Source organism: Cupriavidus sp. 05T42 (assembly GCF_056396345.1).
Genome location: NZ_JBFTLH010000002.1, coordinates 82,208 through 93,754 on the forward strand (window position 1 = coordinate 82,208; position 11,547 = coordinate 93,754).

An 11,547-nucleotide genomic window follows, 5' to 3' on the forward strand; every position below is an offset into this window, starting at 1 on the left:
GGTGCGTGCTAACATGCGCGCATGCAAGCACCTGCGTCTCCGTCTTCTTCGTCCGCTGCCGTATCCCGCAGCATGCCGCACAAGCTCGTGATCGCCTCGCGCGAAAGCCGGCTGGCGATGTGGCAGGCTGAACATGTACGTGCTGCGTTGCAACAATACTATCCCTCGTGCGATGTGTCCATTCTCGGCATGACGACAAGGGGTGATCAAATTCTCGACAAGTCCTTGTCCAAGGTAGGCGGCAAAGGGCTCTTCGTGAAAGAGCTGGAGGTGGCGATGGCCGAGGGCCGCGCCGACCTGGCCGTGCATTCGCTCAAGGATGTGCCGATGGAACTGCCCGCCGGCTTCACGCTCACCGCCGTGATGGAACGCGAAGACCCGCGCGATGCGCTGGTCTCGTCGCACTTCGCGTCGCTGGACGAGATGCCGCCCGGCACCGTGGTCGGCACGTCTAGCCTGCGCCGCGAAGCCGCGCTACGCACCCGCTATCCCCATCTGGTCATCAAGCCGCTGCGCGGCAACCTCGACACCCGTCTGCGCAAGCTGGACGCCGGTGAATTCGGCGCGATCATCCTGGCTGCGGCCGGGTTGAAGCGGCTGGGCCTGGGCGAGCGCATCCGCGCGCTGATCGAGCCAGAGGCCTCGCTGCCGGCGGCCGGGCAGGGCGCACTGGGTATCGAGATCCGTTCCGATCGACCCGAACTCGCCGCATGGCTGGCGCCGCTGAACCATACGCCGACGCTGCTGGCGGTGTCGGCCGAGCGCGCCGTGTCGCGCCGGCTGGGCGGTAGCTGCCAGGTGCCGCTGGGCGCCCATGCCCGCTGGCGTGGCGATGCCCTGCAACTCGACGCCTTCGTGGCCCTGCCAGACGGCAGCCGCGACATACGTGCGCATGCGGCCCGGGCGGTGGACACGCTGGAGGCGGCCGAGCAGCTCGGCGCATCGGTGGCCGGCGACCTGCTGGCGCGCGGTGCCGATGACGTGCTGGCGGCGCTTGCCGCGGCGGGTCCGACCTGAGGCGCGCGCGATGCCCCGCCCGACCGTCGTAGTTACGCGACCTGCCGGGCAGTCCCGGCAACTGACCGAGGCGCTCCAGTCCGCTGGACTGGACGTGCTCGGCTTCCCATTGCTCGCCATTGGCCCGCCCGCCGACGACGCCGCGCTGCGCGCAGCGCTGGCCCGGCTCGCCGACTATGCGCTGGTGGTCTTCGTCAGCCCCAATGCGGTCTCGTTCGCGCTCGATGCGCTGGCGAACGTGCAGAACGCGCCGGCGCTGCCGCAATGGCCGGCCCAGGTGCCGGTGGCGGTGGTCGGGCCGTCGAGCGTGGCGGCGCTGGCCGAACGCGGCATTGCCGCGCCTGCCTATCGCGTGGTGGCCCCGGCCGGGGCGCATGGCAACGCGGAAATCCACAATGAACCGGCGCGCTTCGATTCCGAGGCGCTCTGGTCCGAACTCGACACCTCGCCCGGCGCGTTCTCGAACCAGCGCGTGCTGATCGTACGGGGGAACGGCGGGCGCGACTGGCTCGGCGATCGCCTGCGCGATGCCGGCGCCACCGTCGACGCGGTGGAGGCATACAGCCGCACGCTGCCGGAGCCCACGTCCATGCAATGGCAGGCCGTGCGCGATAACCTGAAGCCGGGCGCGCCGCCCTGCGCGTGGCTGCTGACCAGTTCCGAAGCCGTGCGCAACCTCGACGCGCTGGCCCGGTTGCACCTGTCGCCGCAGGAACACGAGCGTCTGAAGCAGATGCAGTGCATTGCGCCGCATGCGAGAATTGCCGCGCAGGCGAACGCGCTGGGCTTCGCCCATGTGCTGCCCGCCGCGCCCGGCGACGCCGGCCTGCTGGCCGCCTGCACGCAGTGGGCCGATGCCCACGCGGGGCCGGCGGAGGCGCTGGTCCGCCCAGATTCATCCGACACCCCGGTGGTGGCCGTCGCTCCGACGCCAACCCCGCGCGCGCCGGTTCCAGATTCCCCGTCAACGAAGGTTGATCGCGTGACGCCAGACACTACGTCCTCCTCTTCTTCAGCCTCCGCAGCCGCTGCGGCATCGGCCCCGCCGCCGCATGTCGCGCCGCCTGCGGCTCCTGCCGCCAGTGCCCCCACCGCTGCGTTCGCACCGCGCCGCATGAACCCGTGGTGGATCGTCGCCGCCGTCATCGTGCTGGCCACCGCGGCCGGCTTCTGGTGGCTGCAACTGCGCGTGGAACATCTGACGCAGGAACTGGCGCGGCGCCAGCAGAACAACGACGCGCTGGTCCAGGAGACCCGGGTGCTGTCCCGCAACGCGCAGGAGACGGTCAAGGAACTCCAGGCCAAGGTCGGCGCGCTGGACGGCCAGGTGGTCGAGACCCGCGACAAGCAGGTGGCGCTCGAGCAGGTCTACCAGGACCTGATGCGCAACCGTGACGACTGGGAAATTGCCGAGATCCAGCAGTTGCTGACCAACGCCGGCCAGCAACTCCAGCTCAGCGGCAACGTGCAGGTGGCGCTGGCCGCGCTGCAAAGCGCCGACGCGCGGCTCGCGCGGGCCGACAAGCCGCAGTACAACCAGCTGCGCCGGGCCTTGGCGCGCGACATCGCCCGCATGAAAGCCGTGCCGGATACGGACCTGACCGGCGCCGCGATCAAGCTCGATGAGTCGATCAACCAGATCGACGTGCTGCCGCTGCTGTCTGGCGAACGCATGCTCGACCGCACGCCCGGCGAGAACGGCAAGCCCGCCAGCGCGGCGCAAGCATCACAAAATACCCAGCCGACGCCCGAATCCGGCAACGCCTTCGTGCGGCTCTGGCACTACGTGCTGGCCGAAATGGGGCAGGTGATCCGCATCCGCAAGGTGGACGACGCCAACGCGCTGCTGCTCTCCGGCGACCAGGGCTGGTTCCTGCGCGAGAACGTGAAGCTGCGCCTGCTCAACGCGCGGCTGGCGCTGCTGTCGCGCAACGAGCCGGTGTTCCGTAATGACCTCGCCGCCGCCCAGGCGCTGATTTCACGATATTTCGATACCCGCTCGCGCCGCGTGCAGGGCGTGCTGACCCTGCTCAAGCAGGCGCAGGCCAGCGCGGTCTCGGTCTCGCTGCCGACCATGGCCGAGAGCCTTGGCGCGCTGCGTGCCCTGAAGAAGGAGTAGCCATGCGACTTCTGTTCTGGGTAGCGGTCCTGTTCGCCGGCGCCGTCGGGCTGGCGCTGTTCACGCAGTTCAACCACAGCAACGTGGTGCTGTTCTACCCGCCGTACCGGGTGGAAATGTCCCTGAATCTCACGCTGGCGCTGCTATTGCTGCTGTTCTTCGGGGTGTGGACGATCCTGACCACGTTCCGGCACCTCTCCGAGATGCCGCGCCGCGCTGCCGCTTACCGCGAACGCAGCCGCATGAGCAAGGCGCAGGCCGCGCTACGCGAGTCGATCGAAAACCTGTTTGCCGGACGTTTCGCACGGGCCGAGCGCGCCGCGCGCGATGCCCAGGCGTGGCCGGAACAGGCGCAGACCGCAGCCCTGGTGGGCGCGCGGGCCGCGCACCGGATGCAGGAATCGGAACGCCGCGACGCCTGGATGGCGCAGGTCACGGACCCCGAGCGCGCTCAGGCGCGGTTGGTTTCCATGGCCGAACTGCTAGTCGATGCCCGTGACGCCGAGGGCGCGCTGGAAACCATCGCCCAGTTGCAGTCGCAGGGCGGGCGGCAGATCCACGTGCAACGGATTGCGCTGCGTGCGCACCAGCATCTGAAGAACTGGACCGAGGTATTGCGGCTGGCGCGCTCGCTGGAGAAGCGCAACGCGCTGCACCCGGTGCTGGCGCTGCGGCTCAAGCAGCTGGCGGTGGAGGCGATGCTCGACGAGCGTCGCCATGACGCGGAAGGGCTGTACCACTTCTGGCGCTCGCTGTCGCCCGATGAGCGGCACGCGGTGCGCATTGCCGAGCCGGCGGCGCGCTACTTCTCGGCGCTGGGCCGCCAGAACGAGGCGCGGCGCATTGTCGAGGAAGCGCTCCGGGTCAACTGGGACAGCCGCCTCGTGCAGCGCTATGCCGAATGCGCCGAGCCGGGCAAGGCGCTGCCCCAGATCCAGCAGGCCGAGAAATGGCTGGCCGAACATCCGGCCGATGCGGATTTGTACTACACGCTGGGCGTGCTGTGCCTGGGCGAGCAGCTCTGGGGCAAGGCCCAGTCGAACTTCGAGCGCGCGCTGAAGTACGCCGACCCGGAATCGCAAGTCCGGCTCCGCGTGCGCACGCATCTGGCGCTGGCCCGTCTGTTCGAGGAAACGGAGCGCCCCGAGGATGCCCAACGGCATTATCGGGAAAGTGCGATGCTGGCGGCCTGAGCCGATGGCTCAGCTTTCCTCTTCCGCCAGCTTCGCCCGGGCGGCTGCCTTCGCCTTCGGCGTCTTCACCACCGCGTAGCGCGCCAGCGTCTCCTGCCGGGCTACGTCGTGCTGCACGATCGGCCTCGGATAATTCTCACCCAGTCGCACCCCGGCCTCGGCCAGCACGGCCTCCGGCGCCGTCCACGGCGCGTGGAGGTATTTGTCTGGCAGCCGGGCCAGTTCCGGCAGGTACTTGCGGATGAACTGACCGTTCGGGTCGAACTTTTCCGATTGCGTGACCGGGTTGAAGATGCGGAAGTAGGGCTGCGCATCGCAGCCTGTGGACGCCGCCCATTGCCAGCCGCCGTTGTTGGCCGCGAAGTCGAAATCGTTGAGCTGATCGGCGAAATACTGCTCGCCGCGCCGCCAGTCCACGCCCAGATCCTTGACCAGGAAGCTCGCCGTCACCATCCGCAGCCGGTTGTGCATATAGCCGCTCTGGCGGATCTGGCGCATCGCCGCGTCCACCAGTGGATAGCCGGTGGCGGCCTCGCACCACGCCTGGAAATAGCGCTCGCCGGTCTGCGGGGCGACCCAGCGCAGGCCGTCGTACTCGGGGTGGAACGACTTGCTTTCGGCCACGCGCGGGTGGTGATGCAGGATCATGAAGTAGAAGTCGCGCCAGATCAGTTCCGAGAGCCATACCGCCGCCCCGGCGCTGGCGGCGCCGCCGCGCAGCACGGTTTCGTGAGCGGCGCGGGCGAGGGTGCGGATCGAGATCGTACCGAAGCGCAGGTGCACGGACAGGTAGCTCGGCCCGCGCAGTGCCGGGAAGTCGCGGCGTTGGCCGTAGTCGCCGATCCGGTCCAGGAATTCGTCGAACAGCGCATGGGCGCCGTCCGAGCCGGTCGGCATGGCGATCTCGGGCAGGTTGCTCGGCGCGAAGCCCAGGTCGGCCAGCGTGGGCAGGTCCCGGCGATAGGGGGCCGGTACCGGCGCCAGTGCGTGGCGGTACTTATCCACAGGATAGGGGCGCAGGTCGAATGACTGCACCGTGCGCAGCCACGCGTTCTTGTAGGGCGTGAACACGGCGAACGGGGCGCCCTGGCCGTTCAGGACCTCGTCGGCCTCGAAGATGACCTGGTCCTTGAAGGTGAACAGCACGCGGGAATCGGCGGCCAGCGCATCGCGCACGGCGGCATCGCGGGCGTTGGCGGCCGGTTCGTAGTCGTGGTTGGCGAAGACCGCCTTGGCCTCGAGGGCGGCTGCGAGTTGCGGGATCGCCTCGCGGGCCTTGGCATCGCGCACGATCAGGCCGCCGCCCCACTGGCTCAGGGCCGCGTGCAGCGGGGCCAGTGAGCGCAGGATGAAGTCGACACGACGGTCGGCCTGGAGCCCCCGTTCCAGCAGGGGATCGAGGATCTCGCGGTCGAAGACGAACACGCACCATACCTGCCGGCAGTGCTTAAGGGCATAATGCAGCGCCGCGTGGTCGTCGGCGCGCAGGTCGCGCCGGAACCAGACCAGGCCGCGTTCGAACCGTTGTTCGATACGATACGGCGCGCGGCCGGCGGCATCCATCGATTGGGGCTGGGACGATCTTGGCATCGTCGTACCCTAACATATGGATACCCCGGCATCACATCCGCATTTCAGAGCATTCCCATGGCCATGACACTCGATCGAATTCTGCAATCCCAAGGCTTCGGCACGCGCCGTTATTGTGGCGACCTCGTGGCCGCCGGGCTCGTCGAGGTCAACGGCGAGCTATGCGAAGACCCCGGCGCACGCTTCGAGGTGGATGGCCTGCAACTGACCGTGGATGGCGAGGCGTGGCTGGCCTGCACCAAGGCCTACCTGATGCTCCACAAGCCCGCCGGCTATGAGTGTTCGCAGCGGCCGCGACACCACGAGAGCGTCTACAACCTGCTGCCGGTGCCGCTGCGTCAGCGCGAAGTACAGGCCGTGGGCCGGCTCGACCACGACACCACGGGCCTGCTGTTGCTGACGGACGACGGCCAGTTCATCCACGCCCAGACCTCGCCCAAGCGCAAGGTGCCGAAGTTCTACGAGGTAACCACGGCCGAGCCCGTGACCGAGGCGCAGGCCGAGGCACTGCGCACCGGCGTGAAACTCGACGACGAACCGGCCCCGATCGCCGCCGAAGGCTGCGAGATCACCGGCGAACACAGCCTGCGGCTGACGCTGATCCAGGGCAAGTATCACCAGGTGAAACGCATGGTGGCAGCCGCCGGCAACCATGTGAGCGGGCTGCATCGGAGTGCCATCGGCCGCCTGCAGCTCGACCCGGCCCTGGCGCCGGGCGAATGGCGCTGGCTCACGGCGGACGACCTGGCCGCGCTGAAGCCGGCCGACTGACGGGCCGCATCGACGAACCCTCCGGTGACGGATGCTGCGCAGGCCGGCAGAAAGTTTCGGGCCGACCGGCAGCGATTTGATAAAATGCAGCCATGGCGACGCCCGAAGCTCCAATCAATCTCACGAATCAGTTCCTGATTGCCATGCCCGGCATGGCCGACCCGACTTTTTCGGGTTCCGTGGTCTACCTTTGCGAGCACAACGAACGCGGCGCTCTCGGCCTGGTCATCAACCGGCCGATCGACATCGACATGGCCACGCTGTTCGACAAGATCGATCTCAAGCTCGAAATCCAGCCTGTGGCCCATCAGCCTGTCTACTTCGGCGGCCCGGTGCAGACCGAGCGCGGCTTCGTGCTGCACGATCCGGTCGGTGTCTATGTGTCGTCGCTGGCGGTGCCGGGCGGGCTCGAGATGACCACCTCCAAGGACGTGCTCGAAGCCGTGGCCAACGGCAGCGGGCCGCACCGGTTCCTGCTCACGCTGGGTTATGCCGGCTGGGGCGCCGGGCAGCTTGAGGAAGAACTGAGCCGCAACGGCTGGCTGACCGTCCAGGCCGATCCCGAGATTATTTTCAGCGTGCCGCCCGAAGAGCGGTTCGCCGCCGCAGTGCGCCTGCTGGGCATAGATTTCACGATGCTCTCGGGCGAGGCGGGGCATGCCTGATCAGGCGGGGCGCGCGACGCCCCCGGACGGCACCGTCCTCGCCTTCGACTATGGCGAGAAAAAAATCGGCGTGGCGCTCGGTAATTTCATCACCCGGCAGGCCCGCGCGCTGACCATTCTTCCCAATGTGACCGTGGAAGGCCGCTTCGAGGCCGTGAGCGCGCTGGTGCGCGACTGGACGCCGGTGCAGTTCGTGGTGGGCATGCCGGTCAACCCCGAAGCCGGCCCCGACGATGCCGAACAAGCCTCCATGCGACTTGCGCGCCGCTTTGGCAACCAGTTGAACGGCCGCTTCGACCTGCCAGTGGCCTTCGTGGACGAGCGCTACAGCTCCCGCGCCGCCGCCATGGCTGGGGCGAAGCGCGGCGCGCTGGACGCCGAGGCCGCCCGCATCATCCTGCAACAGTATTTCGACGAGCTTCCGCTATGACCCAGACCTCCACTCCCGACGCCGAGGCGCTCTACCACGCGCTGCGCGACCAGGCCCAGGCGCTGATGCCGGCGGCCGAGCGCGCCAACTGGTCCGTGGCCGGCATCTACTCCGGCGGCGCCTGGATTGCCGAGCGCCTGGCAGCGGACCTGAAGCTCGACAGCCATGGCGTGATCAACGTGGCCTTCCACCGCGACGACTACGCCAAGAAGGGCCTGCACAGCCAGGCCGAGCCGACCACGCTGCCGTTCGACGTGCAGGACCGCAACATCCTGCTGATTGACGACGTGCTGGCCACCGGCCGCACGATTCGCGCCGCCGTGAACGAATTGTTCGACTACGGCCGCCCGGGGCGTGTGGCGCTGGTGGTGCTGGCCGACCGCGGCGGGCGCAACCTGCCGATTGCCGCCGACTTTGCCGCGGCCACCATCGAACTGCCCCAAGACAAGACCCTGGTGCTGTCCCGCCAGGGCGAGGGTGCCGCCACGCGCTTCGCCTTCGCCACCGAAGCCCGTGCCTGACCGGCCCCGACCCGCACCTCCGCAAGCCACCCAGACCGACCCTGCCCGCGCCCGACCTGCCATGACCAAGATGTTCCGCAACCCGCAGCTGACCAAGAATGGCGAGCTGAAGCACCTGTTGTCGATCGAGGGGCTGTCGCGTGACATGATCACGCACATCCTCGACACCGCCAGCCAGTTCGTCTCGCTCTCCGACTCGGACCGCGACGTGAAGAAGGTGCCGCTGCTGCGCGGCAAGAGCGTGTTCAACCTGTTCTTCGAGAACTCCACGCGGACGCGCACCACGTTCGAGATTGCCGCCAAGCGGCTCTCCGCCGACGTGCTGAACCTGAACATCAACGCGTCTTCCACCAGCAAGGGCGAATCGCTTCTGGACACGATCAACAACCTCTCGGCGATGTCCGCCGACATGTTCGTCGTGCGCCACGCCAGTTCGGGCGCGCCGTACCTGATCGCCGAGCACGTGGCGCCGCACGTCCACGTGATCAACGCCGGCGACGGCCGCCACGCACACCCGACGCAGGGTTTGCTGGATATGTACACGATTCGTCACTTCAAGAAGGATTTCACCAACCTGACGGTGGCGATCATCGGCGACATCCTGCATTCGCGGGTGGCGCGCTCGGACATTCACGCGCTGACCACGCTCGGCGTGCCGGAAGTGCGCGCGATCGGGCCGCGCACGTTGCTGCCGTCCGGGCTGGAGCAGATGGGCGTTCGCGTCTTCCACAATATGGAAGAGGGCCTGAAGGGCGTGGACGTGGTGATCATGCTGCGCCTGCAGAACGAGCGGATGAGCGGCGCGCTGCTGCCGTCCGCGCAGGAATACTTCAAGGCGTACGGGCTGACGCCGGAGCGGCTGGCGCTGGCCAAGCCCGATGCCATCGTCATGCACCCGGGGCCGATGAACCGCGGCGTGGAGATCGACTCCGCCGTGGCCGATGGCTCGCAATCGGTGATCCTGAACCAGGTGACGTTCGGCATCGCCGTGCGCATGGCGGTGATGGGCATCGTCGCCGGCAACAATGATTGAGTCAGGCTCCCCCGAACAACCGAACGCCAAGCGACAGAACATGAAGATTCACATCCAGGGTGGCCGCCTGATCGACCCGGCCGCGAACCTCGACGCCGAGCAAGACCTGTTTATCGCCGCCGGCAAGGTCGTCGGCGTGGGCCGCGCACCGGCCGATTTCAACGCCAACAAGACCATCGACGCCCGCGGGCTGATCGTCTGCCCGGGGCTGGTGGACCTCTCCGCGCGGCTGCGCGAGCCCGGCTACGAGTACAAGGCGACGCTGGAATCCGAAGTGGCCGCCGCCACCGCCGGCGGCGTGACCAGCCTGGTCTGCCCGCCCGACACCGACCCGGTGCTGGACGAGCCTGGCCTGGTGGAAATGCTGAAATTCCGCGCCCGCACGCTGAACCAGACCCACGTCTACCCGCTGGGCGCGCTGACGCTGGGCCTCAAGGGCGAGATCCTGACCGAGATGGGCCAACTGACCGAGGCCGGCTGCGTCGGCTTCAGTCAGGCCGAGATGCCGATCCGCAATACCCAGGTGCTGCTGCGCGCGATGCAGTACGCGCAGACCTTCGGCTACACGGTGTGGCTGCGTCCCGAGGACCCGTTCCTCGGCGGCGGGGTGGCGGCGAGTGGCGCGGTGGCGTCGCGGCTGGGCCTCTCGGGCGTGTCGGTGATCGCCGAAACCGTGCGCCTGCATACGATCTTCGAACTGATGCGCACCACGGGCGCGCGCGTGCACCTGTGCCGGCTGTCGTCGGCGGCCGGGCTGGAGCTGGTGCGGCAGGCGCGCAAGGAAGGGCTGAGGGTGTCGTGCGACGTGAACATGCACCATGTGGCGCTGACGGACGTGGACATCGGCTTCTTCAATAGCCAGATGCGCTTCTCGCCGCCGCTGCGCAGTGCGCGGGACCGGGATGCCATCATCGCCGCCCTGGCCGATGGCACCATCGACGCGCTGTGCTCGGACCATACCCCAGTGGACGACGACGAGAAGCTGCTGCCATTCGACGAGGCCTCACCCGGCGCCACCGGCCTGGAATTGCTGCTGCCGCTGACGCTGCGCTGGGCCAACGAGCACAAGGTGCCGCTGGTGAAGGCGCTGGCGCGCATCACCAGTGAGCCGGCCCGCGTGATCGGCCTTGGTGCTGGCACGCTGGCCACCGGCAGCGCGGCAGACGTCTGCGTGTTCGACCCGAAACAGGTGTGGAAGGTGGAGCGTAGCGCGCTGAAGAGCCAGGGCAAGAACTCGCCGTGGCTCGGCTACGAGATGGAAGGGCGCGTGCGCATGACGCTGGTCGGTGGCCAGATCGTGCACGAAGCGCGCTGATCAGCACGGATCTTAGTCGATCAATATCATCCGAGAGCCCTTACGATGATCTGGTTACGCAAGACGCGCCTCATCCTGCTGATGCTGCGCGGCATGCTGATCTGCGCCACGGTGTTCCCGTGGGCGAGTGTGGCGATGCGCGAGCGGCTGATCCGCAACTGGTCGCGCAAGCTGCTGAAGCTGTGTGGCGTGGAAGTGGAGGTGCAGGGTTTGGCGCCCGGCCAGCCCGCGCCGCGTGGCGCGATGATGGTTGCGAATCACATCTCCTGGCTCGACATCTATGTGATCCATAGCTGGCATCCCGCACGCTTCGTGGCGAAGTCCGAGATCCGTAGCTGGCCACTCGTCGGCTGGCTATGCGAGAAGACCGGCACGATCTTCATCGAGCGTGGACGCAAAAGGGACGCGCACCGGGTGCTCCATCACATTACCGAGGTGATGCGCGACGGTGACTTGGTGTGCGTGTTCCCGGAGGGGACGACGACGGATGGGACGGAGGTGCTGCCGTTCCATGCCAATCTGATGCAGGCCCCAGTGGCGGGCGGGCTGCCGGTGCAACCGGTGGGGCTGCGGTATCTGGACGCAGCCACCGGCGAACCGACTGCGGCGCCGGCCTATATCGGCGATTTGTCGCTGCTGGACTCGCTCGACATGATATTGCGGTCGCCGCCGATCAAGGCGCGGCTGGTCGTCGGGCAGATGCTTCACCCCATGTCAGATAACCGGCGGCAACTTGCTGGTTTTGCACGGGAGGTCGTCGCCGACCTCGCACGTGCGGATCTGGTTGCCGCCGCCGCCAGCGTTAGCCGTGCGCATCAGGTGGAAGCCAAAGGCGCCGACCAGCCGGCAACGGTATAGGTGACCGCGCAGGCAAAAAAATCCCGGCAGGTTGC

At 67.8% G+C, this 11,547-nt stretch carries 11 protein-coding genes; 10 read left to right on the forward strand and 1 reads right to left on the reverse strand.

The window, feature by feature from the left end:
• Window positions 1-21: 21 nt before the first annotated feature.
• The 3 genes from hemC to AC1EJR_RS02435 are packed head-to-tail and all read left to right on the forward strand — an operon-like array spanning window position 22 to window position 4,329.
• On the forward strand, window positions 22-1,017 hold the full coding sequence (gene hemC / locus AC1EJR_RS02425; RefSeq protein WP_441590683.1) for a hydroxymethylbilane synthase: 996 nt from the start codon (window positions 22-24) through the stop codon (window positions 1,015-1,017).
• A 10-nt stretch (window positions 1,018-1,027) separates the two neighbouring features.
• Window positions 1,028-3,136, forward strand: coding sequence for a fused uroporphyrinogen-III synthase HemD/membrane protein HemX (hemDX, locus tag AC1EJR_RS02430; RefSeq protein ID WP_441590681.1), 2,109 nt, complete (start codon window positions 1,028-1,030; stop codon window positions 3,134-3,136).
• A gap of 2 nt (window positions 3,137-3,138) precedes the next feature.
• Window positions 3,139-4,329 carry a heme biosynthesis protein HemY gene (locus tag AC1EJR_RS02435; protein ID WP_441645499.1) on the forward strand — a complete coding sequence of 397 codons (1,191 nt, stop codon included), beginning with the start codon at window positions 3,139-3,141 and terminating at the stop codon, window positions 4,327-4,329.
• 9 nt (window positions 4,330-4,338) lie between these two features.
• Here the strand turns inward: AC1EJR_RS02435 and AC1EJR_RS02440 are convergent, their stop codons facing one another.
• The gene (locus AC1EJR_RS02440) at window positions 4,339-5,919 is read right to left on the reverse strand and encodes a cryptochrome/photolyase family protein (protein ID WP_477112811.1); all 1,581 of its coding nucleotides are present in this window, start codon (window positions 5,917-5,919) and stop codon (window positions 4,339-4,341) included.
• 63 nt (window positions 5,920-5,982) lie between these two features.
• Here AC1EJR_RS02440 and AC1EJR_RS02445 point away from each other — a divergent pair, with 63 nt between their 5' ends.
• From AC1EJR_RS02445 to AC1EJR_RS02475, 7 genes are all read left to right on the forward strand, one after another.
• A complete protein-coding gene (locus tag AC1EJR_RS02445; RefSeq protein ID WP_441590675.1) occupies window positions 5,983-6,690 on the forward strand; it encodes a pseudouridine synthase in 708 nt (235 codons plus the stop codon).
• A 92-nt stretch (window positions 6,691-6,782) separates the two neighbouring features.
• Window positions 6,783-7,355 carry a YqgE/AlgH family protein gene (locus AC1EJR_RS02450; protein WP_092290645.1) on the forward strand — a complete coding sequence of 191 codons (573 nt, stop codon included), beginning with the start codon at window positions 6,783-6,785 and terminating at the stop codon, window positions 7,353-7,355.
• Complete coding sequence (gene ruvX, locus AC1EJR_RS02455) at window positions 7,348-7,785, forward strand: Holliday junction resolvase RuvX (RefSeq protein ID WP_092290643.1); 438 nt, start codon at window positions 7,348-7,350, stop codon at window positions 7,783-7,785. Before AC1EJR_RS02450 ends, ruvX begins: the two co-directional genes overlap by 8 nt.
• On the forward strand, window positions 7,782-8,306 hold the full coding sequence (gene pyrR / locus AC1EJR_RS02460) for a bifunctional pyr operon transcriptional regulator/uracil phosphoribosyltransferase PyrR (protein WP_092290641.1): 525 nt from the start codon (window positions 7,782-7,784) through the stop codon (window positions 8,304-8,306). Before ruvX ends, pyrR begins: the two co-directional genes overlap by 4 nt.
• A 61-nt stretch (window positions 8,307-8,367) precedes the next feature.
• Window positions 8,368-9,339, forward strand: a complete 972-nt coding sequence (locus tag AC1EJR_RS02465; RefSeq protein ID WP_092290639.1) for an aspartate carbamoyltransferase catalytic subunit — start codon at window positions 8,368-8,370, stop codon at window positions 9,337-9,339.
• A gap of 40 nt (window positions 9,340-9,379) precedes the next feature.
• Window positions 9,380-10,654: a dihydroorotase gene (locus tag AC1EJR_RS02470; protein ID WP_092290637.1), complete on the forward strand. Its 1,275-nt coding sequence runs from the start codon at window positions 9,380-9,382 to the stop codon at window positions 10,652-10,654.
• A gap of 45 nt (window positions 10,655-10,699) precedes the next feature.
• Window positions 10,700-11,512, forward strand: a complete 813-nt coding sequence (locus AC1EJR_RS02475; protein WP_454757295.1) for a lysophospholipid acyltransferase family protein — start codon at window positions 10,700-10,702, stop codon at window positions 11,510-11,512.
• Window positions 11,513-11,547 lie beyond the last annotated feature (35 nt).

What these genes read in the sequence shown, in the direction of transcription:
- hemC (WP_441590683.1), top strand. Translation starts at nt 22, where the DNA reads ATGCAAGCACCTGCGTCTCCGTCTTCTTCGTCCGCTGCCGTATCCCGC.
- hemDX (WP_441590681.1), top strand. Translation starts at nt 1,028, where the DNA reads ATGCCCCGCCCGACCGTCGTAGTTACGCGACCTGCCGGGCAGTCCCGG.
- AC1EJR_RS02435 (WP_441645499.1), top strand. Translation starts at nt 3,139, where the DNA reads ATGCGACTTCTGTTCTGGGTAGCGGTCCTGTTCGCCGGCGCCGTCGGG.
- AC1EJR_RS02440 (WP_477112811.1), bottom strand. Translation starts at nt 5,919, where the DNA reads ATGCCAAGATCGTCCCAGCCCCAATCGATGGATGCCGCCGGCCGCGCG.
- AC1EJR_RS02445 (WP_441590675.1), top strand. Translation starts at nt 5,983, where the DNA reads ATGACACTCGATCGAATTCTGCAATCCCAAGGCTTCGGCACGCGCCGT.
- AC1EJR_RS02450 (WP_092290645.1), top strand. Translation starts at nt 6,783, where the DNA reads ATGGCGACGCCCGAAGCTCCAATCAATCTCACGAATCAGTTCCTGATT.
- ruvX (WP_092290643.1), top strand. Translation starts at nt 7,348, where the DNA reads ATGCCTGATCAGGCGGGGCGCGCGACGCCCCCGGACGGCACCGTCCTC.
- pyrR (WP_092290641.1), top strand. Translation starts at nt 7,782, where the DNA reads ATGACCCAGACCTCCACTCCCGACGCCGAGGCGCTCTACCACGCGCTG.
- AC1EJR_RS02465 (WP_092290639.1), top strand. Translation starts at nt 8,368, where the DNA reads ATGACCAAGATGTTCCGCAACCCGCAGCTGACCAAGAATGGCGAGCTG.
- AC1EJR_RS02470 (WP_092290637.1), top strand. Translation starts at nt 9,380, where the DNA reads ATGAAGATTCACATCCAGGGTGGCCGCCTGATCGACCCGGCCGCGAAC.
- AC1EJR_RS02475 (WP_454757295.1), top strand. Translation starts at nt 10,700, where the DNA reads ATGATCTGGTTACGCAAGACGCGCCTCATCCTGCTGATGCTGCGCGGC.